Source organism: Nocardiopsis oceani, from assembly GCF_054777395.1.
In genome coordinates, this window is the sequence record NZ_BAAHAR010000040.1 from 1 (window position 1) to 21,311 (window position 21,311).

Below are 21,311 nucleotides of genomic sequence, written 5' to 3' on the forward strand. Positions count from 1 at the left end.
CAACCCGGACACCGTCTCCACCGCGTGCCCGTTCTGTCAGGTCATGCTCGGCGACGCGATCAACGAGAAGAAGTCCTCCGGTGAGGCCAAGGAGTCGCTCGAGGTCGTCGACGTCTCCCAGCTGCTGCTGCGTTCGGTCAAGGGTGAGAACCAGGCCGAGGGCGGCGAGGAGAAGGAGACCGCAGACGCCTGAGGGCCGCTGATGCCTGAGGGCTGAGGTGCTCACCGGACGAGTCCGGAATCCGCGCGCAGGGGGCGGGGTGCCAGAGGCACCCCGCCCTCCGTGCTGTCCGGGGCCCACGGGTCGCCCTCGTCGGTGAGGGCAGCCGGATCGGCGGGTCAGAGGTGCTCGGCGAGGAAGCCGTCGATGCTGTGCCGGGTGACCTGGCTGGCAAAGCCGCCCCAGTTGAGGTCGTACATGTGCTCCGTCCAGGGGAGTTCCAGGTGGTGGTGCGGGACGCCGGCCGCATCGAGGTGCTCCGCCATGAGCCGGTTGTCGTCGGGGCTGACGAAGAGGTCGTGCCCGGCGGTCAGCAGGAGGGTCGGCGGGGTGTCCGCGTCGACGTGGCCGACGGGGGACATCGCCGCGTACTCCTCGGGTACCTCGTCGACCGAACCGCCCATCATGCGCTCCTCCAGCTCCACGAGTTCGTCGTTGACCGGGGAGCGGAGCAGCCGCCAGGGGAAGTCGGGGGCGTCCGCGGTCACGTCCGTGGCCGAGTACCAGGCGATCACCGCCGCGGCCTCGGGGACCTCGGTGTCGCAGCTGGGCGCGTGGTCCGTGGTGTAGGTGGCGAGCAGCGCCAGCAGGGCGCCCGCGGACTGTCCTGTGACGGCGATGCGCTCCGGGTCGCCGCCGTACTCGGCCGCGTTTTCGTGTACCCAGCCGAGCGCGCAGCGGACGTCGCGCACGGGGGCGGCCCAGTCGTCGTCGGGGAAGAAGCGGTAGTCGACGTCGAACACCACGCGTTCCTCCGAGGAGGGGTTGTCGGCGCTCGCACCGGAGGGGTCCGTGCCGTCGGCCAGCCAGGTGTCCCAGCGGGGGAGGAGGCTCTGCGGCATGTCGATCGCGCCCCCGTGGATGTTGACCACGACGGGCATGGGACCGGCGGCCGGTCGGGCCGGTTCCCAGACATCCAGCTCCAGGGGCCCGCCGTCGACGCTGGTGTACTCGAGGGTGCGGGGTTCGCGGTCGGCGGAGTCGGCCAACCCCGCTGTGTACTCCCCGAGGCTGAGTTGCGCGCCTTCGCCGCGTGCCGTGGACCAGAGCGACGCGGAGGGGACGAGGGCGGCGACGAGCAGGACGGCGTTGATTCCGGCGAGGACGAGGGGTGCCGTGCGGCGGTGGTCCGCTGGTCGGCCGCCGGTTGGGTCAGGGCTGTCGCTGCGGCGCCGTTTGCGGGCCGCGAGGAGTGCGAGAACCAGCCCGAGGGCGGCCGGGAGGGTGAGGAACAGGGAGAACTCGAGGGCCAGCAGCGCGTACTGCCAGCCGCCCCAGGACACGGGTGGAAGCAGGACCAGCAGGGTCGCGGCGGTCCCGGGGAGGGCGAGAAGCCCGGCGAGTACAAGGAGTGCGGTTCGGGCGGGGTGGCGGGTTCGAGCGGGTTCGGTCATGGGACCTCCAGTTGATACGTCCGTATCGATACAACTGTATCAACATGTCGGAGTGTGCCAGAATGACCGGGTGCCGAAGGTCGTAGACAGGGAAAGCCGCCGAGGCCAGGTCGCCGAGGCGCTCCACCGCATCGCCGCCCGCGAAGGGCTGGAGGGGGTCAGCGTCCGGGTGGTCGCCGCCGAGGCGGGGCTCTCGGTGGGCGCTGTGCAACGGGAGTTCGCCACCAAGGACGAGCTGCTGCACTTCGCGCTGCGGACTTCCATGGACGAGGTGTTCGAAAGGTTCGCCCGTTTCCCTATCGGACCGACCCAACTGACCTTTGCCGAAGGGCTACGCCAGGTGCTCCTGGATCTGCTGCCCACGGACGAACGCCGACGGGCGCAGGCGCGCATCTGGGCCGCCTTCTACGCCAAGGCGGCCGTCGATCCGGCCTTCGCCGAAGTGCTGGCCGAGTTGGACGCCTTGGCCAGGGAGAACCTAGGGAAGGCTTTGGAGTACGCGCGCGACCGGGGAGAGCTGGTGTCCGCTCAGGACCCGGCCGCGCTCACGGAGCTGCTGCTCGTGTTCGTGGACGGCCTGTGGCTCACGTGTGCCCGCCTCCCGGAGGACGCGGACCCGGCCCCGCAGCGTGCGGCGGTGGAGGCGGCGGTAGCCCTGGTGACGGGCTGAGCGGGGAGCGGTTCAACCGTTCCCGCCCATCCGCGGTGACTGCTGAGGCTTGAGCCGAAGAGCTCTTCGGCATCCTTGACCGCGGCGGCCCTGTCCAACCAGTGGTGGAGGGTGTCCAGGTCGGTGCAGTTCTCGATGCGGGTGCGGGCGCTGTCGGAGACGGTGGCGCCGACCGATGTGAGGACTCGGAGGAGGCTCTGGGCGGCCTCTTCCATCCGGCCCTTCTCCTCTCCGATACCCACGTACTTGCGGGCGAAGTCGCTCTGCCACTCGTAAGTTCCCAAGGCCGTCAAGTCCTCCGGATATTTTCGAGCGACCACTGCGGGGGCGTCGCGGATGAGTCTGAGGGGTATCTCGTGCTCTGCGCTGGGTGCGGGTTCCCTTTCTGTTGTGTGGAGGGAACCGGGCCGCAGGGGAGGGCGGCTCGGGGACGCTGCGGGACCGGTCAGACCGGATGCAGGTGGCGTGCGGGCAGGTGGAAGTCGGCCCAGACGAGCGTCCCCAGGCCGGACCAGCGCGGCCAGGTGTGGTGGCCCCAGCCGTCAGCGAGGTTCTGCACCAGGAGCAGCCCGCGCTGGCCCTCGGCCCAGTCCCATTCGTCCGCGGAGCGCTCCGTGGGGATCCGCGGCTCGCTGTCGTCCGGGCCGGGCTGGTTGAACACGGTGAGAGACAGTTGCCGGGCGCCCGCCAGCGTCAGCTGGCAGAGCACGGGGGCGCGGGGGTGGCCGTACTTGCAGGCGTTGGCGTGCAGCTCGTTGAGGCACAGCTGAACGGTGCCGACCAGGTCGGGGTCGAAGCCGCGCAGGTCCCGGGCGAGGTCGCGGCGGGCGCGGGAGAGGTCGGCGAGGCCGCCCGGGTAGCTGCGGCGGACGTTGGAGAAACCGGGGAAAGTGGTCACGCGATCGCCCCCTGGAGCTGTTGGAAGTGGCTGAGGGGGCGGTACGGCGGAAGTAGCGGAGGGGTGTGTAGTGGCGGACACGCGGGTTGAGCGGTGTTGGCAGGCGTGACCGGCCGACCGGGGCGGCGAAGAGGGCCGTTTCCCGGTTCAGGCCATGGCGGAAGAGGGCACCGGTCCAATCGCGCACGCCGACAGTCCTTTTCTTCAAGGTTGTGTGCTGATGGCCACTGCCCGGGCGCTTGCCAAAGTGTCGCGGGGCCGCACTGTCAACCTTTCTTCGAGTAGAACTTTAGAGGGTCGCGGCGGTGGGGTGCGGGGTTTTCGTTGAGGAAGTCAGAGAATTTGTCACCCGCGGTGCCCCGTAGCAGGTCAGGTGCTGTGAAGAATGGGTTGCGACGTTTTTTCTGTCGAGTCTGAAAAATCCCGTATATCCGGGTTGTTGGATTTTGCAGGGATTCGGAAAGAGCAATGGCCGACCGGTTCGAGCCGGTCGGCCATGAAAGGGCTGGGGCGAGGCGCCTTAGTGAGTGTTCTTCATGTTCTGCAGGAATGCGGCCCAGGCGTGGGCGGGGTATTCGACGTGCCTGAGTCCTCGGTTCTGGGAGTCGCGTACCAGGACGGTCGATCCCTCAGCCACCTCGACGCAACGCCCTTCACCAGAGCTGTAGCTGCTGGTGTGCCACGGGCGCCCGTCGTGACTAATCTTCAATGTTCTTCCTGACCTTCCTGATCAGTTCCGCGGAGGATTTCGGGGACAGTGCCTCAGCCTGTATGAGTCCGAAGATCGTCATGCGGTTTTCCACCTTCCTCGGGTCGTCCATCACCACCTCGCCGCCCGCGTACTCAGCGGAGGCGAGCATGGGGTTGTCCGGAAAGGTGTAGATGCAGAACGGGCCGGCCGTGCCGGGGTGTCGTCCGCTGTTCGAGGGCATGACTTGGAAGTCGATCCTGCGCTCCTCGATCAGCTTGAGCACGTGATCCAGCTGGTCGATTTGGGCGCGTTCGTCACCAACAATCCGGCTCAGGACGAACTCCTCCACCACAATACCCACCAGAGGTGGATGATCCCTCGCCAGGATCTCCTGTCGCGCCATCCTCGACATCACCATCTTCTCTACCTCCGCTGCGGAGGTCCATGGGAGTGAGTCGCGGATGACCGTGCGGGCGTAATCCTCGGTCTGGATCAGTCCTGGGAAAATCTGGCACTGGTACTCGCGCAGCATGGAGACCCGGCGTTCAAAATCTCGCGACCTTTCGTACCACGCTGGGAGATTTTCGCCCGAATTTTCGCGTTCCCACACGCGTACGAGTCGACCATTGGCGTTGAGCGCCTGGTCGAGCGCGGCCGCTTGGCTCTCGGTCATCCCGCGCTTACCGTTCTCCCACGCTGAGACCTGGGCCGAGACCACGTTGGCGAGTGTCCCCACCTGCGTTTGTGTCATTTTGGCGCGGGCGCGCAGGCGCGCGAGCTCGCGTCCGACGCGGGCCCATTTCTCCTTGCGGCGACCGCTCACGAAGCCACCCACTTCAACCGGGGGTAAACCAACTCAACCAGAGTGCAACAGCCGCTCAACCGCCCGCAACCGATTCGACCATTCAGCATCCGCCCCGTTGTTTCCCTGGCCTTTCTCGGCGGACGGTTCCAGGGTGGAGCCAAAGGACAGCGGAGAGCTCCGAGGGGCGAAGGGCAGGGTGGAGTGATGGGAACTGTGACCGGCGGGGGCGACGGCCCGTGCCGACCGGGCCGCAGGGCGGGGCGGTGATGCCGGTGGGCCGGTACGCCAGCGACGACCGGAACCAGTACGCGGCGGCCGAACAGCTGTACCGGCGGTACGGGCGGCTCTGGTGGGTGATGTGGGCACCGGGCATCCGCCGGTTCTACGCCTTCTACCAGGGCGTAGCCGATATCGATCCGATAGCGGAGAACACCGTCGAGGACCTGGAGGCGCGGATGCGGCGGGCGCTCTGCGCCATCTCGCGGAGCTACCCGGCCTCCTTCTGGCGGTGCCCGCGGTCCGGCTGTTCGTGGACCTCCATCAACCCCGTGCCGCACTCGCCCTGCCCGGTGCCGAGGTCGGGCAGGGCGAGTGTTTCCGCTGGTTGACGCGGTCGGAAGGGTGCCACAGGACACACGCGTTCCGTGGCTGCTCCCATGATTGGTGCCCGTATGCGTGGGCAGGGGCGGGAGTAGAGACCGTACGGACCCCGTATAGGTTCCCCGAACCGAATGAGCGAGGACCGAACATGGATCTGACTTTCCTGCAGCCGCTGTACGACCGTCCCGCACCGATGGCGTCACTGTTCATCAACGCCTCGCGTGACGCGGAGGACGCCGAACACGCGATCAGGCTGCGCTGGGACCAGGCCCGTACGGAACTGCTGGAAAAGGGCGCTTCCGAGGAGACCGTCGCAGCCATGGACGGTGTGGTCGGCCGCACCGAAGGCGTACCCGGTCCGCACGGCCAGGTCGTGTACGCGGCCGGGGACAAGGTCGTGTTCGACTCCACGGTGGCCCGGCCGCCGCAGGACTACCAGGTGAGCGTGGGCGACCTGCCCGATCCGCTCCCGTACATGGCGGCGGAGCACCGGCACGTGCCCCACGTGCTCGTGGTGGTCGACAGCATCGGAGCCGACGTGACCACGGAGTACGCCGACGGGCGCACCGAGTTCCGCCGGGTCGAGGGCGAGGACAAGCCCGTACACAAGGTCCGCGAGGGCGGCTACCACCACAACCAGATGCAGCGCGCGGTGGACGAGCAAGTGGGGCAGAACACCGACCTGGTGGCGGAGGCGGTCGCCAAGGCCGCGGACGCAAGCCGCGCCGAGATCATCGCCCTGGCCGGGGAGATCCAGGTGCGCGGGGTCCTCGCCGAAAGCCTGCCCGACCGCTTGGCGGGCCGGATCGCGGACCTGGAGTCGGGTGCACGCGCGGCGGGCTCGGAGAACTCACCGCTCGATGCGGAACTGGCCGAGAAGCTCGACGCGAGATCCGCCGAGCACGTGCGCGAGACGGTCGACGCGCTCGGACGCGGGCGCGCGGACGGCACCGCCGCGGAGGGCATGAACACGGTGCTGCGCGCACTCCAGCGCGGCCAGGTGGAGACGCTGCTCTGGAACGACGACCTGCCCGGCGCCGACCGTGACGTCTTCATCGGTGAGCTGGGCGAGCAGGTCGCCCTCACGGCGCAGGAGCTCCGCGATATGGGGGTCTCCGAGCCCCGGTCCGAACCGGCGAGGGCGGCGATCCCGCGCGCCTTGGCCACCACGGGCGCCGGACTCGAACTCGTCCCGGCGGCCGAGGTGAAGCTCGAAGGCGGGATCGGCGCCGTCCTCCGCTTCTCCACCCAGGCCTGACCGGAGGGGTGGAGCAGCCCCGGCCGTGGCGGAAGAGGGGATGGTTCCGCCGCGGCCGGTACGGGGCCTGCACGCACCGGTGCGAACGGAACGAGCTGGCAGCCTCGAGCTGTTCAGGGAGTAGTCGAGATCTCCCTGCTCACCCGCAGGAAGGTCATGCCCTGACCGACCACGAGGCCGGCGGTGGTCAGGGCGTAGACCGACCACACGCCGGCGATCCCGGCCGCAGCGGATACGGGCAGCGACGCCGCCACGAGGATCCCGTAACAGACGAGGAAGGTGTACATCGACGGGGTGGTCCGCTTGAGCGCCACCAACCCCATGCCGGACACCACTTGCAGATTGTCCGCCAGCGCCATGAGCAGTAGGAGCGGGACCAGCGAGACCATCACGGACCGCACCGCGGGATCGTGGCTCATCAGCTCCGCGAACGGCTGGATCAACACCGGGACGGCAACCAGAACCAGGCCGGTCACCGGAACGGCCACGGCGTAGGCGGCCAGCAGCGTCCTGCGCGCCTGTAGACCGTCGCTGTTCTTGACCGCCCGGACGATGAAGGGGATGGCGGCCTGGCCGGTCGCCAACGCGGGCAGGAAAACGAAGTTCGCGGTGATCACCAGGAGCTGGTGCGCGGCCGCGTCGGCGGCACCGGCTCGCGCCACGACCAGCACCACGACACTCAAGGCCACCGATTTGACGAGCAGGGTCGAGCCGGTGGGGGCGCCGACCTTGGTCATCTCCCAGATCCGGGACCACCGGGGCGCACGCGGAAGGACGCTCTGCCCGCCGAGCACGGAGAGCCTGCTGACCGTGGCGAACTTGATCACCAGAACGACACACCCCACCAGGAGCGTGGCCACCCCCGCGCCGAACAGGCCGAGGGCGGGTGTGGGGCCCAGACCCAGGACCAGCACCGGGATCACCACGACGGACAGGGCCGTGGTGGTCAGCCCGAGCACCATGACGGTCTTGCTGCGGCCCAGCGAGGTGAGCAGCACGGTGGCCGACGCACTCAGAGCAGCGACGACAGCGTAGGCCGCCATCAGCAGGGGGTAGGCGCCCAGCGCCGCCCGGGTCTCCTCGGCCACCCCGATCACCCCGGCCAGCAGGGGGACCGAGAGCACGGCCAAGCCCCCCAGGAGCCCGGAGAGGAGCGCGACCCACGTGCCGTCGCGCACGGTGGCCGCGAGGACCCCAGGATGGTCCTCGTTCTCCGCGACGAAGGGCATGGAGCCGCGTTGAACCCCTTGGAGCACCATGACGACGGGGCCCAGAACAGCGGTCACCAGGGCGTGCGCGGCGAGTTCCTCGGTTCTGGTGTTGCCCAGTACGCCCGCGGTGACCATGGTCCCGGCCAGGGCGGCCACCATGGAGGTGTACAGGGGGAAGGCCTTGCGTCCGATCCGTGAGGCGAGCTTCGGTGTGGGGAGCGCGGCTTCGGACTCGGCGGGGGTGGAGTGTGCAGGGTTCTCAGTGTTCTCGGAAGGCACCGATGTCCTGTCGTTACTGTGAGCGGCTGAGGCCCGGACCAAAGTACTACCGTTGAATCATCTGGCAAGTGTTTTCTGGTTCTGGCCGAAGACCGATTCCTTGGGGTTCTCTGGATTCCCCTCTTGTGCTTCAGGTTCCTTCGAAGGTGTCCGCCCAGGTGGCGAGGCCGTACCGGTACGCGTACACGGCGGCTTGTACCCGGCTCTCCACGCCGAGCTTGGTGAGGATCCGGGTCACGTGGATCTTCGCGGTCCCCGGCGTGATGCTCAGCTCCTCCGCGATCCGCGCGTTGCTGTGGCCCATGGCCACCAGACGCAGCACCTCGCGCTCCCGTTCGGTGAGGTCGGCGGCCCGGGTCGGCGGGGTCCGGGGCGACGTCTCCGCGAACCGGCTCACCAGCCGCGGGGTCACCCGGGGGTCGATCACCCCCTGGCCCTTGTACGCCGCCCTGACCGCCTCCACGTAGAGTTCCGGCTCGCTCTCCTTCAGCAGGAACCCGATCGCCCCGGCCTGGAGTGCGCCGAACAGGTACTCGTCGATGTCGAACGTGGTCAGCATGACCGTCGGCGGGGACGGGTCCAGCCGTGCCAGCTCGCGCATCGCCGTCACCCCGTCCATTCCGGGCATCCGGATGTCGGTGAACACCACGTCCGGCCGCAGCCGCCGCGCCATCGTCAGCAGCTCACGGCCGTGCGCGGCGGCACCCACCACCTCCACGTCCGGCACCGAGCCGAAGAGCATCCGCAGCCCCTCGCGCGCCACGGGCTGGTCATCCGCCAAAAGCACCCTGATCACGTCCGGTCCCCACTTTCGTCCCGTACTTCTCCCCGTACCCCCGGGTCGGAGCCGCCAGGGCCGGTGCGGTCCGCTTCCTCATCCTCGGCACCCTGCCGTCCCCCGACGAGCGGCAGGAAGGCCCGGACCCGCCAGCCGGAGCCGCGCCTGAAACCCGCCTCGAGGGAGCCGCCCAGCTCCTCGGCGCGTTCCCGCATCCCCCGCAGGCCCATGCCCGTGGACTCCGGGACGTCATCCTCGGGCAGTGCCGAACCGTCGTCCTCCACCGTGACCACCAGCTGCCGAACCACGCCTGACTCGCCGTTGCGCCGGGCCAGCCGCACCACCGCGTGCCGTGCGGAGGAGTGCCGCAGCACGTTTCCCAGCGACTCCTGCACGATCCGGTAGGCGTCCGCCTCCACCCTGGCCGGTACCCCGTTGCTCACCCCGTACGGCACCACCAGGTCCACCTCGACCCCGCTCCCGTCCAGCGCGGACACCAGCAGGGGGATGTCGTCCAGGCGCACGTCCGCGGGGGCGGGTTCGTCGAGGCGGTCGCTCCGCAGCAGGTCCAGCAGTTCCCGGACCTCGCGGACCGCCCGCCCCGACGCGTCGGCGATCCCCGCCAACACGGCGTCGGGGTCCGCGTCCGGCCTCTTCAACGACTCCCGGCCGCCCACGGCGAGCAGGCGGATCGCGCTCAGGTGGTGGCCGGCTATGTCGTGCACGTCCCGGGCGATCCGCGCCCGCTCCCGGGCGCGTTCCTGCTGGGCCCGCGCCCGCGTGGCCCGCAGCCGCTGCTCGGTGCGCTCGGCGCGCAGCCGCAACAGGTACCCGATGATCGCGGGCAGTGCTCCCATCACCGCGATCATCACGAGCTGGTCCGCTGGTTCCGGGGACAGGTCACCATGCCCCACCAGGTGGAAGAACAGCAGGAACCAGCCGGTGGACAGGGGAACGAGGGCCGACATCGGCGTCCCGTGGAAGGCAGCTGAACCGCCGGCGTAGGCGACCAGCGCCAGCGTTAGGGGGTGGACGTCTGTCGAGATCCCGAGTGTCAGCATCATGAGCGCGCCGACGGCGAGCGCGACCTTCAGCGGGTAACGTCGGCGCAGCACTAGGGGTAGGCAGGTCAGCAGTTCCATCAGCGTGGTCCAAGGCGCGCCCAACGACCACCCCCAAGGCCCGCTCACCCCCATGACCAGGAACGCCAGCATCCAGACCCCGGCCAGGAGGGTGTCCTGAGCGGTGATCGGTAGTCTGCGCCACCGCTGGCCCACGGCGTTACTAACTGTGCCGAAGTCTGCTCGTGTCTCCATACGTTCTATGGTGCGCCAGCAGCCCCCTTCCCCTCGTCTGCCGAACGGCATACGGAACCGGATATCCCCTTTGGCAGACGCGCGTGGGTAGCTCCGGCTCGCAGGCTTCCGGGCATGGACACCACACCCGGGCCGACGGCCGTGCCCGTACCGCAACCCATCGATCCCGCACTCACGCCCCCGCCCCGGCTCCTGCTCTTGGACGTCCTGCGCGGCGTCGCCATCCTCGGCACGCTCGCGATGAACATCATCTACTTCGACCTCTCCTCGGGTGAGGGGAACCGTTGGGTGGAGGACGCCAGGACCGTGTTCGTGAACGGCTCGTTCTTCTCCCTGCTCGCCCTGATGTTCGGGGTCGGTCTGGCGGTCCAGTTCCGGGCCGCGCGGGCCTCCGGGCGGCGCTGGCCGGGCAGGCACCCTTGGCGCGCCGCCCTGCTCCTCCTGGAGGGCGCCCTGCACGTGGTCCTGGTGTTCGCCGCTGACGTGCTCATGGGCTACGCGGTGACCGCACTCCTGGTCATCTGGCTGCTGGGCCGCTCCGAACGGGTCCGCTCGGTGGTGATGTGGTCGGCCTTGGGTATCCATCTGGCGCTCATGTCCACCATGGCCGTGCTGTGGGCCTTGACGGAACCGGGGCGGGGAGAGCGCCCTGACCGTGCGCAGGGCCGCCTCGACGAGTACGAAGCCCTCTACCTCGATGGCCCCTACCTCGACCAGGTGGCCGACCGCTTCACGGGGTTCTTCCTGACCCGGGGAGAGGTGGTCATGGCGTTCCCCATGATGGTGTTCCTGTTCCTGTTGGGCGTGCGCCTCTACCGGGCCGGGGCGTTCGACGACAGCGCCGCCGGGCGGGGTATCCGCACCCGCATGGTGCTCTGGGGGTTCGGCCTGGGGCTGCCGCTCAACATCCTGGCCAGCCAGATCTTCTTGCTCTCTCCGATGGCCCGCTACGTGTTTCCCATCGTGCTGATCCTCGGCTACATCGGCCTGACCGGCTGGCTGCTGGAGCGCGTACGCCCGACCGGGCAGGTGGTCCGATCCCTGCGGGCGGTGGGGCGTACCGCGCTGACCTGTTACATCCTCCAGAACGTGGCGGCCTCGTGGCTGTTCTACGGCTGGGGGATGGGACTCAGCCGGTACTTGGACGATCGGGGCGTCGAAGGCCTCGCACTGGACGCCTGGATCTTCGGGGGCTGGCTCGGGATCACCGTGCTGCTGGTGGCCGGGTCGAGGCTGTGGCTGCACCGGTTCGACCGGGGTCCTCTGGAGGCGTTCGGCGCCCGGTTGGTCGCCCTGGTCCCTGAGCGGCGGCCCCGGTCATCGGTTCGGTCCGGGGCCGAGTGACCGTGCCATGGCGCGTTCCGACGTCAGTCCCTCGCTTTTCCAGTGAATCGGTTTCCGTTTCCATCCGCGTACGAAAGCCCTTCTCGGCGGCGCCGCCTGTGTGGAAACGGAACTCGGCCTGCGGTCGGTTGCGTCGTCGGCCGGGGGCTGGTCACTGCCTGTGGCGTGGTCGATCGTACCCGTGGTCGGGGTGGTCGCTTGGCCCCTGCTCCCGGTCTCTCGGGGCCTTCGAACTATCTCCCTTAGGACGATGTTTCCTAAGAAGAAAACGACCAATGTGCCAACCCGGGATTCGATTCAGATTCGAATGTCGTATTCGCCTCTCGGTTCGAAGAAAATTCATGTACAAAGTAAACAACCGTCGCAAGTCCGGGCCCGACGTGAGTAGTGAGGGGACGGGCCCGGCCAGGCGGCGGCCGCGACCGCGTCCGCACGTGAGGTGACGTAGGGGCACGTGCGGGCGCGGACGCACACCGGGCTCCCCGGGAACGAATCCATGTCCGGTCGCCGGAGTGCCGCCAGCGGGCCGGGATGACATTTGTCAGTACCGGCCCCGGGCAGTTGCCATCCAAGGCCGGTGACAGCGGCGTCTGTCTCCGTACCCCCGGCTCGCGGGACGCTGTACTGCATGACGACGACAGCGAGCACCGCACCGGCCGAATCGACCCACGCCCCCGGGGACACCGTCGGGCCGTCGGTGGTCGTCCGCGACCTCCGGCAGAGCTACGGCGACTTCGAGGCCGTCAAGGGCATCTCCTTCGAGATCCGCCCCGGAGAGCTCTTCGCGCTCCTCGGCACCAACGGGGCAGGGAAGACCACCACCATCGAGACGTTGGAGGGCTTCCGCCGTCCCGGCTCCGGCGCCGTCCGGGTGTTCGGCCAGGACCCCTTCGGCCAGCCCACCGGGGTCCGTGAGCGCACCAACGCGGTCCTCCAAGGCGGCGGGCTGATGGAGGACCTGCGGGTCGAGGAGACGCTCCTCCTCGGCCGCGACCTCGCCGCCGCGCCGCGAGGGGTCGACGAGATCCTCGAACTGATCAACCTCGCCGACAAGCGCAAGGTCCCCGTCCGCCAGCTCTCCGGCGGGCAGAAGCGCCGCCTCGACCTCGGGCTCGCGCTCATCACCCGCCCCGACGTCCTCTACCTCGACGAACCCACCACCGGGATGGACCCCGAGGCGCGGCACGCGACCTGGAAGATCATCAGCGACCTCAAAGACGACGGCGTAGCCGTCCTGCTCACCACGCACTACTTGGAGGAGGCCGAGCGGCTCGCCGACCGCCTCGCGATCATGCACCGCGGCGAGATCCGGGTGGAGGGCACCCTGTCCAGCGTCCTCGCGGGCTGGGGCGACCGGGTGAGCTTCCTGCTCCCCAGCGACGTGCGCACCGCGGACCTGCCCGAGGTCGACGGAGCCGGGTTCGAGGTGGTGACCCGCGACCAGGCCCTGTGGGCCACCTACACGGTCAGGGAGGGAGACGTCGCCGACCGCGCCCACCACGCGGTCGCCGCGCTCATCGCCTGGGCCGCGGAGCGGGGCTCCTCCCTGCAGCACCTCCAGGTACGCGGCGCCTCCCTGGAGGACGTGTTCCTGCAGGTCGCGGACGGCGCCTCCGACCTGGTCACGCCCTAACAGCGGCGCCGGGCAGAGAACCCCCGCAACCGCAGACCCGAGAACCCGCCCCTCGCGACCGCACGGCCGAGGCGCGAGACCGTCCACACGACTGACCCAGGAGCACCCGATGAGCACGACCACCTCCCGGACCCGGCCGCAGGGCCGGACCGCGCGGCCCGCCACCAGTTGGGTCCGGCAGGCCCTGCGCCTGACCCGCACCGAGATCACGCTCTTCCTGCGCTACAAGACCGCCTGGATGTACGTGGTGCTGCCGCTGATCATGTTCCTGCCCGCGCTGGCGGGCCCCTCGCCTGAGCTGTTCGAGGGTTTCACCACCACGGAACTCGGCCTCGCCGGGGCCATCGGCGGCATCGGCGTCATCCTGGGGATCGGGCACGCCTCCAACGTGTTCACCGCACGCCGCGAAAGCCTCGTCCTCAAGCGGCTCAGAGTCAGCGGGGTCCCGCAGTCGGCGATCTTCGGCGCGATGATCATGTTCGTCTTCGTGGTCTCGCTGGCCGTCACGGCCCTGGTGGTGGCGGCGCTCTTCGCTGTCGGCCAGCTCCTGCCCGCCGATCCCCTCATGCTGGTGTTCTCGGTCTTCCTCGGCGTCGTCGCCATGTCGCTGATCGGCCTCCTCATCACGCCGCTGGTCCGCAACGCCGAAGCTGCGCAGATGGCCGCGATGGTGCCGCTGCTGATCCTGCTGTACCTCGGCGGCATCATCATGCCGCTGGAAGCCATGGGCGACAGCGTGCGCCAGGTCGCGCAGCTGCTGCCGGTCGTCCCGACCGTCGAAATGGCGCAGGCCGCCTACTCCGGTCACGACGTGTTCGGCGGCGTGGAGGGCGCCGAGGCGCTGGGCTTCGGGGGACTGTGGCTGAGCGCACTGCCCTCCATCGGCTTGATGCTCGGGTGGATCGCGGTTCTGTCGCTGCTGGTCCGCCGCTACTTCCGCTGGGACCCCCGGCAGCCGTGACCGGTGCCGGGCGTCGGGCGCCGGGCATGGGTGGCGGTCAGCGGTCGTCGGCCCGGTGAGGTGGGTGCCCAGCGGAGCCGCGGGCGCCGGGAGACCGGGACGGGGGTCTCCCGGCGCCGCTTCGTGCACGGCGGCCGTGACCGGTGCCGGGCAGGTGCCGCACACCAGTTGGAAAGCCGGCCTGTGGACAACCGCCCGGCGGGGGCCGTCGGGTTTTACCGTTGAATGAGCCGGGCGGTCTACAGGGCCGGGCAGCCAGGAGGGGGATGCTGTGAGTCACACGGACACGGCATCGGACGGGACCGTCGGCCCCGCGGCGCCGCCCGTCACCGGCCCCGGTACCGGGGAGACGGAGGGCCCGGGCAGGGGCGGCGAATCCGCGGTCTCCGCCCTGACCGGGGGGCCGGTGCCCAATACGCGCCTGGCCCGCACCCTCAGGCGGGCGCGCAGGTACTGCGTGTGGGCGACGGCGTTCGTGGCCCTGATGGTGCCGTACTGGACCGTGCTCGGGGCGCTCATCAGCCGGATCGCGCCCGAAGACCCGCCGCCCGGTCCCGTCACCGAACTCCTGGCCTGGGCCGCCGTCCCGGTCTCGGTGGCTCTCGCGGTCCTCATGTTCCTGCTGGTCCGGGACCGGATGGACGGCCGGCGAACCCCCGCGCCCCGCCGCTACTGGACGGCGGCAGGGCTGCTCGTCCTGGTGTGCGCCCTCATGTGGTTCACCCCCTACGTTTTCTTCGTCTGCGCCTCCATCTGGTCGATCGCGGTCTTCCTGACCCCCCGGGAACGTGCCCTGCGGGTGACCGCCGCCCTGGTGGTCCTGCCCTGGCTCAACCTCCTGTTCTCCCCCGTCGACCTCCAGTCCACCTCCGCACTCGTCTACGTCCTGGGGGCGTTCCTGTTCGCGGCCTTCTTCGGCGTGAACCTCGCCCTCTACTGCTTCGTCAACTTCCGCCTGTGGGACGGGGTCCGGGAGGCGACCGCCGGTGAACAGGCGCGGTCCCGGCTCGCCGTGAGCGAGGAGCGGCTCCGGTTCACCGAAGAGATGCAGGGGCTGCTGGGACACAAACTGGGCGCGCTGGAGGCCGGTGCGCGAAGAGCCGGGCAGCTGGTGCGGAGCGACCCGGCGGGGGCGCGGACGGCGATCGACGGGGTGCACGAGCTGGCCCGCGGCACGCTGCGCCAAGTGCGCTCGGTGGTGCGCGGCTACCGGGACATCGATCTCGAGGACGAAGTGGGTTCGGTCAGCGCGGTCCTGGCGGCCAACGGCACCACGGCCACTGTCACCGGGTTGGAAGGCCTGGCCGCGCCGCCGGACACGGCCGCGTTGGCCGCCTGGGTGGTGCGTGAGGGTGGTACGAACGTGCTCCGGCACAGCGACGCCCGCCGCTGCGGGATCTCCTTCACCGTGGCGGAGGGCGCCGAGCAGGCGCCAGGGGAGCTGGTCGTGGAGATCACCAACGACCGTGCGGAGGTGCCTGCGGGGGACCGCGAAGACTCCGGCAGCGGTCTGGCCGGGCTCACCGAACGGATCAACCGGGGAGGTGGCACACTGGCGGCGGTCCCAACCAACGACGGCGGCTTCCTGCTCCGAGCCGTCCTTCCCCTGTCCGGAGGGCCCCGCCAACCAGGAGTTGTCTTGAACGAGAACGGTGCGACCCAGGTCAGCCCGCCCGGCCGCCCCAGGACGGACGGTACCCCTGGAACCCGGTCCGCCGGTACCTCCGAGGACCACCGTCCGACCGCGCAGACGGCACCGGCCGCACGAGAGGCCGTGAACCAGGACGAAGACGGCCTCAGGGACACGGTGCCCGCGCTCACCGACGACGAGCGACGGGACCGCCGGATCCGGACCGCCCGGCACATCATCACGGTCGTCCTCGGTTTCACCACCCTGGTCGTGATCGCGTTTCCCGTGTTGGACGTGGTCTACGCCCCCAGCCAGGGCCTAGCGGTATGGCCTTCGGCGGTCGGTGTGCTTCTCTCCGCGATCATCGCCGTGCTGCTCATCGTGCTGCTCATCGAGCGGATGGACGGGAACCGGCAGCCGTCCCCGAAGCTCTACTGGGCCTCGCTCGTCCTGCTGGCGGTCACCGCCGTACTGCTCCACAGCCCGCTCAACGCAATGTTCACGATCGCCGCCTGGTGGGCGCTCGGCGCCTTCCTCGCCCCGCGCCGGACCTCCGTCTACGTCACCGTCGTTCTCCTGCTGTCACCGCTGCCGCTGGCGCCGACCTTCTTCCAGCACGAGGGGGGCCTGAGCGCGCTCAACCCGGTTCTCTACGCGCTGGTGTGGTTCGCTTCGATCGCCGTCGCACTGGGGCTGGCCGCGACCACGCTCGGCATGATCTGGCTGTGGGACATCACCCGAGAGGCGGTCGCCGGGCAGCGCGCCCGCGCCCAGCTGGCGGTGACCGAGGAGCGGCTCCGCTTCGCACGCGACATGCACGACCTGCTCGGGCACAGCCTCTCCGCTCTGTCGGTCAAAGCCCAGCTGGCCGGACGGCTCGTGGACCGGGCGCCCGACCGGGCCGGTGCCGAGATGGCCGAGGTCCAGACCCTGGCCCGCCAAGCGCTCCAACAGGTGCGCTCCGCGGTCAGCGGATACCGGGAGGTCGACCTCCAAGGGGAGGTGGACTCGGCGGTGTCGGTCCTCGACTCCGGCGGTACCAGGAGCACCGTCACCGGCCTGGACGGCCTGGATTTGCCACCGAAGGTCGCCGGGCTGGCCGCGTGGGTGGTGCGCGAAGGCGGAACGAACGTGATGCGGCACAGCGACGCCGAGGAGTGCCAGATCGGCTTCACGCTGACCAGAGAGGGCTTCGAGGGCCCGAAAGGACTCGTCGTCGAGGTGTACAACGACCACGCGCGTGACGTGAAAACGGAGGCGAGCGGCGGCAACGGGCTGGCGGGGCTGTCCGAGCGCGTGGCCCTGGGCGGCGGAACGCTGTCCGGGGCGCGGACCAAGGACGGCGGGTTCCTGCTCCGCGCGGTGATTCCCCTGTGAGCTGGACACCCCGGAGCGACTGGCGCGCCGGGGTGCTGAGCTCCCGGAATCCCCGTGACTCTTGGGAGTCCCGTGACGTACGGGTCGCCGAGTGCGTCCCGGTGCCCGGCGTTCGGTGGCCGGGTCAGCGCCCGTGCATCAGAGGGTGCCGACCGAATCGAACGCGGAGTCGACCTCGGCGGTGGCCTCGTCGCCGCCCCCGGTGTTGAGGCCGAGCATGAATGCGCCCTGGTCGCCGTCGAGCTCCACCACGAGGAACCGGCCGTAGGACTCTTCGCCGTCGTCCGTGCTGCCGCCCATGGTCACGCCGAAGGCCGGCAGGCCGTCCACCTCGGTGTCGCCGGAGGGTTCGGCCCGCAGGTCACTGACGTCGGTCACCAGGTCGTCGGCCGTGTCCAGGGCCAGCGACACCCCTGAGACCGCGATCGGCTCCAGGGGGCCGAGGTCCTCGGTTCCGGTGATGATGACGGCGTCCGGGTCGTCCGCGGAGCCGTACACCGCGTAGGAGGTGTACTCGGCCGGGACCTGGTCGTCGCCGAGCCGCTCCCAGGCATCGCCGGGCAGGTCGTAGGTGAGCCCGGCCTCGGAATCGGTGACGGTGTCCTCGTCGACGGGATCGGGCGCCGCGCCCGAGTCCTCCTCCGCTCCGTCCGCTTCGTCTTCCGCGCCTTCGTCGTCGGTGTCGGCCGCGGTGGGGCTGTCGGACAGGGGGCCGTTGTCCGAGAGGAACCATCCGAGTCCGGCCGCCGTGACCAGGAGGAAGGCGAACGTGACCACGAGGGCGATGGTGAAGGTGATCCGGCGTGCGTTGTCGGGCTCGCCGTCGGCGCGGCGGCGCGGGTGCGCGTCGGTGTCCCGGCCTCCCTCGCGCTCGGGTCGGTCGGAAGGTCCTGCGTGCATCTCGGCTCCTGAGGGGCTGCTGGCCGTTCAGTGGGCTGAGGGGCCCTGGAGGGGGAATACCCCGTGTGGGCTCACGCGCAGCAGGACGGGAGGTACCGGATCGGGCCGATTCCGGCCATCACGGGGCCGAGTGCCCGGGTCACGGGCTCAGCCGGGCCGAGACACAGCGGATTCCAGGCATGCCGGGTTTGCGGTGGTCCGGTGCTCAGCAGGGCCAGGGGTAGATGCGGTGGGTTGAGCTGCACAGCGGGTTCGGCTCCCTGGAGGGCTTGGGAACCGCTCGGCGTACCGCCCGCGCGACCGACGTGGTCCGGGGGTCGTCCTGGAGGGGCACAGAGTGGTCGGGGGACGCGTCTTCCCGACCTGTACCGGCATCCCGCGCTGTGGGCCCGTCCGGGTGGGTGTCCTGCTCGGACGGCTCGGGTGGCGACGGCTCTGGAACCCGGTCCGGGGCGGGTACCGGTGCTCCGCGGGGACCTGCCGCCCGTGGCCGCCGGGCGGGATCTGAGCCGGGCCGATCGCCCCCGTCCAGGGCCTGTTCTCCGGGCTCCGCGGTCTGCCCGGACTCAGCCGGTACGGCGGAGGTGAGCCCCAGGACGCGGTCGATCTCGGTAGCGCTGAGCGGCCGGTCGGTATCGGCAACCGCGATGAGCACCTCGGCGTAGAGTTCGATCTCGTCCAGCGCGACGTGGTCGTGGAGGCGGTCGCGAAGGCCGAGACCGATCACGGCTCACCTCCCGGGACAACGGTGTCGCAGGACAAAATGAGAAACCCGCGTCGAGGGGTTGTGGGCCGGGTGCGACAGAACCGTTTCCACAGAACGCGAGGAGTTCCAGGGTACGACCGGAGGCGGCCTGAGCGCATGACTCTTGTGGACCAGTGGACTGCTCACCCGGGTTAGCCAGGGGGTGCCGGCCCCCTCGGGGGAGGGGGCCGAAGGTCCCTCCCCCGAGAGGGTCATGCAGGTCGGCGGGGTACGCGCCCCCCGCCGTTTGTCAGCCGACCGATGCCGTCCGGGCCACTCCCGTGTCGGCAACCTCAGCGCCAGGCGACGTCCTTGTGCTGGACCGCGTAGGCGGCGTAGGCGGTGGGGGTGTGCTCCAGTACGAGCCGGTCGTCGTCGTTGAGCTCTCGGACCGGTTTTCCGGGGAGCCCGGCCCAGAGGGTGTTCGGCGGAACGGTCTTGCCGGGCGGGACCAGTGAACCCGCCGCGACGAGTGCCCCCTTGCCCACGTGCGCGCCGCCGAGGACGATCGCGCCGATACCGATGAGTGCGCCTTCCTCGACGACCGCACCGTGCACCATCGCCTTGTGGCCCAGGCTCACGTTGTCGTGCAGGATCACGGGCTCTCCGGGGTCGGAGTGCAGACCGCACTGGTCCTGGATGTTGACCTTCTCACCGACCACGATGTCCTCGGTGTCGGCGCGCAGGACCGACCCGTACCAGACGCTGCTCTCCGCACCCAGGCGGACGCGGCCGACAACGATCGCTCCGGGGGCGATCCAGGCCGTGTCGTGGATCTCCGGCTCACCGAAAGGGGCTCCGCCGATCCACGGCCCCGGGTTCTGGCCCGTGGTCGGGTTGTCCGTCTCGCTGCCCATGTCAAGGCCCTTCCCAACGTAGGTCCCCTGGGGCTGAAGGGCAGGAAGTTGACCGCTCTGCACCCGTACGGGGATGATCGCGCATACCTTAGTAAGAACGTGACCAGGGTCCGCACGGCGATGTACCCGTCAGGGCTCTTGACGCCGCGGCACAGCGCGTGTCTACCTTGGTCGTTTGGACGGTGTCCACGGCGTTACGCTCCGCGCTCGGCCGGTACCCCTCATCGAGCCGGCCCGTGGCGCGGGATGGGACATCCGCGGGCAGAAGTCGCTGAAACGACCCGATGGGTGTTCCTGTGACAACTGGGTACGGGGAAACTCTCACCATCTGCGACGTGCAGTCAACGGTGTTAAGGACATGAAAGGCACATGAGCGATATGTTGCCGGGCGGCGGACTGCAGCAAGACAGGTTCCCGACAGTGCGCAAGGGTGGCTACGACAAGGCGCACGTCGACGACTACTACGTCCGAATGGACAACCAGTTCAAGGACCTCCGCGAGCGTCTCCAGCGGATGGACGACGAGCTGGAGCAGTACAAGCGCGATCTCGCGATCGCTCGGGAGAAGGCTCAGGTCAAGCCTGAGCACGAGCAGATCAGCGAGCGCATGGCGGAGATTCTCCGCATCGCCGAGGAAGAGGCCAAGGAGCGTCGCTCCAGGGTCGAGTCCGAGGTGAAGGAGGCCGAGAAGAAGGCTAAGGAGGAGGTCGCCAAGCACCGCAAGGACTCCGAGGAGCACGCGGAGCGGATCGTCTCCTCCGCGCGCACCGAGGCCAATGAGATGGTCGCGAGTGCGAAGAAGGAAGCGGACCAGCTCCGCGAACAGGCCAAGCAGGAGGGCGACCGGCGCCTCAGCGAGGCCGAGGCCCGGGCCAAGAAGATCCACGACACGGCGGACCGGCGTCTGGCGACGCTGACGGCCACGCACGCCGAGGCCCTGCGTCGGCTCAAGGACATGCACTCCACGCTGGCCGACCTGGTCACCGCCGAGGACAAGGCAGGCGCTCTGGAGACCGGTCTGTCCCGCGAGGACGCTGCCGCCCCGGCCGAGGAGCCCAAGGGCAAGCCGAACCAGGCCCAGCAGCCCAACCAGAGCCCGCCGGCGGGGCAGCAGCCGAACCAGCAGCAGCCCGGCCAGGGTCAGCCGAACAAGGGTCAGCAGCCCAGCCAGGGCACCAAGCCCGAGGGCAAGGCTCCGGAGGGCAAGGCTCCGGGGGGCAAGGCTCCGGCCAACAAGGCTCCCGAGGCGCCCGAGCCCGCTCAGCAGCCGGAGAAGGAGGAGGCCGCCACCAAGGTTCCCCCGCTCCAGCAGGAGCCGGACGAGGCCACGGTGCGTATCAAGCCGATGCCCAAGCCCGAGCAGGGCAAGCAGGAGGGCCCCAAGCCGGAGGGCGGCCAGGGCGGTGACCCCAAGGCCTCAGCTCCGCAGGGCGGCCGGGTCGATGGACCGGCGCCGGGCCAGGAGGGACAGCAGCAGAGCGGTCCGCAGCAGGCCCAGTCGGCCCCGTCCGACGACGAGGACAGCGGTGACCCGGGCATCACCGGTGTCTACCGGCGTCCGGAGGGCAATCAGCAGCCGCCCACGGGCGACGAGGGCGTGCGGGTCATCCGCAAGCCTTGACCGGCTCGGGACCGAGGTCCCAGGCGATATGGCGTGAGGGCGGGACCGCCGGTCCCGCCCTTGGCGTTTTGTGGCCAAAAGTAGGGTGAAGTCCGCCTTGTCGCAGGCTGTCGGCTACGATGCC

At 69.7% G+C, this 21,311-nt stretch carries 19 protein-coding genes; 9 read left to right on the top strand and 10 right to left on the bottom strand.

Annotated features, from left to right (window positions below; genetic code table 11):
- A partial coding sequence (locus ACYVDG_RS22920) for a hypothetical protein (RefSeq protein WP_460757496.1) occupies positions 1–193 on the top strand: 193 nt, incomplete at its 5' end.
- 146 nt (positions 194–339) lie between these two features.
- Here ACYVDG_RS22920 and ACYVDG_RS22925 read toward each other — a convergent pair.
- Entirely contained in the window at positions 340–1,614 is a 1,275-nt protein-coding gene (locus ACYVDG_RS22925) for an alpha/beta hydrolase (RefSeq protein WP_460757500.1), read from the bottom strand.
- A gap of 70 nt (positions 1,615–1,684) precedes the next feature.
- Between ACYVDG_RS22925 and ACYVDG_RS22930 the strand changes: the two genes are divergently transcribed.
- Complete coding sequence (locus ACYVDG_RS22930; protein ID WP_460757503.1) at positions 1,685–2,284, top strand: TetR/AcrR family transcriptional regulator; 600 nt, start codon at positions 1,685–1,687, stop codon at positions 2,282–2,284.
- Between the two features lie 445 nt (positions 2,285–2,729).
- Here ACYVDG_RS22930 and ACYVDG_RS22935 read toward each other — a convergent pair whose 3' ends face one another.
- The 3 genes from ACYVDG_RS22935 to ACYVDG_RS22945 all read right to left on the bottom strand — a co-directional run bounded on the left by ACYVDG_RS22935 (position 2,730) and on the right by ACYVDG_RS22945 (position 4,696).
- Positions 2,730–3,182 carry an ATP-binding protein gene (locus ACYVDG_RS22935; protein WP_460757506.1) on the bottom strand — a complete coding sequence of 151 codons (453 nt, stop codon included), beginning with the start codon at positions 3,180–3,182 and terminating at the stop codon, positions 2,730–2,732.
- Between the two features lie 520 nt (positions 3,183–3,702).
- Positions 3,703–3,891 (bottom strand): DUF397 domain-containing protein, encoded by a 189-nt coding sequence (locus ACYVDG_RS22940; protein ID WP_460757509.1) that lies wholly within the window; start codon positions 3,889–3,891, stop codon positions 3,703–3,705.
- Complete coding sequence (locus ACYVDG_RS22945) at positions 3,881–4,696, bottom strand: helix-turn-helix domain-containing protein (protein ID WP_460757512.1); 816 nt, start codon at positions 4,694–4,696, stop codon at positions 3,881–3,883. The genes ACYVDG_RS22940 and ACYVDG_RS22945 overlap by 11 nt, the downstream gene beginning before the upstream one ends.
- A gap of 218 nt (positions 4,697–4,914) precedes the next feature.
- Here ACYVDG_RS22945 and ACYVDG_RS22950 point away from each other — a divergent pair, with 218 nt between their 5' ends.
- Both ACYVDG_RS22950 and ACYVDG_RS22955 read left to right on the top strand, forming a co-directional pair.
- Positions 4,915–5,286: a hypothetical protein gene (locus ACYVDG_RS22950; RefSeq protein WP_460757516.1), complete on the top strand. Its 372-nt coding sequence runs from the start codon at positions 4,915–4,917 to the stop codon at positions 5,284–5,286.
- 140 nt (positions 5,287–5,426) lie between these two features.
- Complete coding sequence (locus tag ACYVDG_RS22955) at positions 5,427–6,536, top strand: baeRF2 domain-containing protein (RefSeq protein WP_460757519.1); 1,110 nt, start codon at positions 5,427–5,429, stop codon at positions 6,534–6,536.
- Between the two features lie 113 nt (positions 6,537–6,649).
- Here ACYVDG_RS22955 and ACYVDG_RS22960 read toward each other — a convergent pair whose 3' ends face one another.
- The 3 genes from ACYVDG_RS22960 to ACYVDG_RS22970 form a co-directional block, all read right to left on the bottom strand.
- The gene (locus ACYVDG_RS22960; RefSeq protein WP_460757522.1) at positions 6,650–8,026 is read right to left on the bottom strand and encodes an MATE family efflux transporter; all 1,377 of its coding nucleotides are present in this window, start codon (positions 8,024–8,026) and stop codon (positions 6,650–6,652) included.
- Between the two features lie 130 nt (positions 8,027–8,156).
- Entirely contained in the window at positions 8,157–8,822 is a 666-nt protein-coding gene (locus tag ACYVDG_RS22965) for a response regulator (protein ID WP_460757526.1), read from the bottom strand.
- Positions 8,819–10,120: a sensor histidine kinase gene (locus tag ACYVDG_RS22970; RefSeq protein WP_460757528.1), complete on the bottom strand. Its 1,302-nt coding sequence runs from the start codon at positions 10,118–10,120 to the stop codon at positions 8,819–8,821. The genes ACYVDG_RS22965 and ACYVDG_RS22970 overlap by 4 nt, the downstream gene beginning before the upstream one ends.
- A gap of 114 nt (positions 10,121–10,234) precedes the next feature.
- Here ACYVDG_RS22970 and ACYVDG_RS22975 point away from each other — a divergent pair, with 114 nt between their 5' ends.
- The 4 genes from ACYVDG_RS22975 (at position 10,235) to ACYVDG_RS22990 (ending at position 17,065) form a co-directional block, all read left to right on the top strand.
- Entirely contained in the window at positions 10,235–11,464 is a 1,230-nt protein-coding gene (locus ACYVDG_RS22975) for a DUF418 domain-containing protein (RefSeq protein ID WP_460757531.1), read from the top strand.
- A 628-nt stretch (positions 11,465–12,092) separates the two neighbouring features.
- Complete coding sequence (locus tag ACYVDG_RS22980; RefSeq protein ID WP_460757534.1) at positions 12,093–13,097, top strand: ABC transporter ATP-binding protein; 1,005 nt, start codon at positions 12,093–12,095, stop codon at positions 13,095–13,097.
- Between the two features lie 109 nt (positions 13,098–13,206).
- The gene (locus ACYVDG_RS22985; protein WP_460757537.1) at positions 13,207–14,058 is read left to right on the top strand and encodes an ABC transporter permease; all 852 of its coding nucleotides are present in this window, start codon (positions 13,207–13,209) and stop codon (positions 14,056–14,058) included.
- Between the two features lie 271 nt (positions 14,059–14,329).
- A complete protein-coding gene (locus ACYVDG_RS22990; protein ID WP_460757541.1) occupies positions 14,330–17,065 on the top strand; it encodes a sensor histidine kinase in 2,736 nt (911 codons plus the stop codon).
- Between the two features lie 138 nt (positions 17,066–17,203).
- On the opposite strand, the gene ACYVDG_RS22995 is transcribed toward ACYVDG_RS22990, so the two are convergent.
- The 3 genes from ACYVDG_RS22995 to ACYVDG_RS23005 form a co-directional block, all read right to left on the bottom strand.
- Positions 17,204–17,965, bottom strand: a complete 762-nt coding sequence (locus tag ACYVDG_RS22995; RefSeq protein ID WP_460757544.1) for a hypothetical protein — start codon at positions 17,963–17,965, stop codon at positions 17,204–17,206.
- A 205-nt stretch (positions 17,966–18,170) separates the two neighbouring features.
- Positions 18,171–18,692 (bottom strand): hypothetical protein, encoded by a 522-nt coding sequence (locus tag ACYVDG_RS23000; protein ID WP_460757547.1) that lies wholly within the window; start codon positions 18,690–18,692, stop codon positions 18,171–18,173.
- 311 nt (positions 18,693–19,003) lie between these two features.
- Positions 19,004–19,567: a gamma carbonic anhydrase family protein gene (locus ACYVDG_RS23005; protein ID WP_460757550.1), complete on the bottom strand. Its 564-nt coding sequence runs from the start codon at positions 19,565–19,567 to the stop codon at positions 19,004–19,006.
- Between the two features lie 378 nt (positions 19,568–19,945).
- Here ACYVDG_RS23005 and ACYVDG_RS23010 point away from each other — a divergent pair, with 378 nt between their 5' ends.
- Positions 19,946–21,187 (top strand): cell division protein DivIVA, encoded by a 1,242-nt coding sequence (locus ACYVDG_RS23010; RefSeq protein WP_460757719.1) that lies wholly within the window; start codon positions 19,946–19,948, stop codon positions 21,185–21,187.
- Positions 21,188–21,311 lie beyond the last annotated feature (124 nt).

Excerpts from the sequence above, each read along its gene's own strand:
- ACYVDG_RS22925 (WP_460757500.1), bottom strand. The coding sequence starts at position 1,614 with ATGACCGAACCCGCTCGAACCCGCCACCCCGCCCGAACCGCACTCCTT.
- ACYVDG_RS22955 (WP_460757519.1), top strand. The coding sequence starts at position 5,427 with ATGGATCTGACTTTCCTGCAGCCGCTGTACGACCGTCCCGCACCGATG.
- ACYVDG_RS22970 (WP_460757528.1), bottom strand. The coding sequence starts at position 10,120 with ATGGAGACACGAGCAGACTTCGGCACAGTTAGTAACGCCGTGGGCCAG.
- ACYVDG_RS22975 (WP_460757531.1), top strand. The coding sequence starts at position 10,235 with ATGGACACCACACCCGGGCCGACGGCCGTGCCCGTACCGCAACCCATC.
- ACYVDG_RS22980 (WP_460757534.1), top strand. The coding sequence starts at position 12,093 with ATGACGACGACAGCGAGCACCGCACCGGCCGAATCGACCCACGCCCCC.
- ACYVDG_RS22985 (WP_460757537.1), top strand. The coding sequence starts at position 13,207 with ATGAGCACGACCACCTCCCGGACCCGGCCGCAGGGCCGGACCGCGCGG.
- ACYVDG_RS22995 (WP_460757544.1), bottom strand. The coding sequence starts at position 17,965 with ATGCACGCAGGACCTTCCGACCGACCCGAGCGCGAGGGAGGCCGGGAC.
- ACYVDG_RS23005 (WP_460757550.1), bottom strand. The coding sequence starts at position 19,567 with ATGGGCAGCGAGACGGACAACCCGACCACGGGCCAGAACCCGGGGCCG.
- ACYVDG_RS23010 (WP_460757719.1), top strand. The coding sequence starts at position 19,946 with ATGTTGCCGGGCGGCGGACTGCAGCAAGACAGGTTCCCGACAGTGCGC.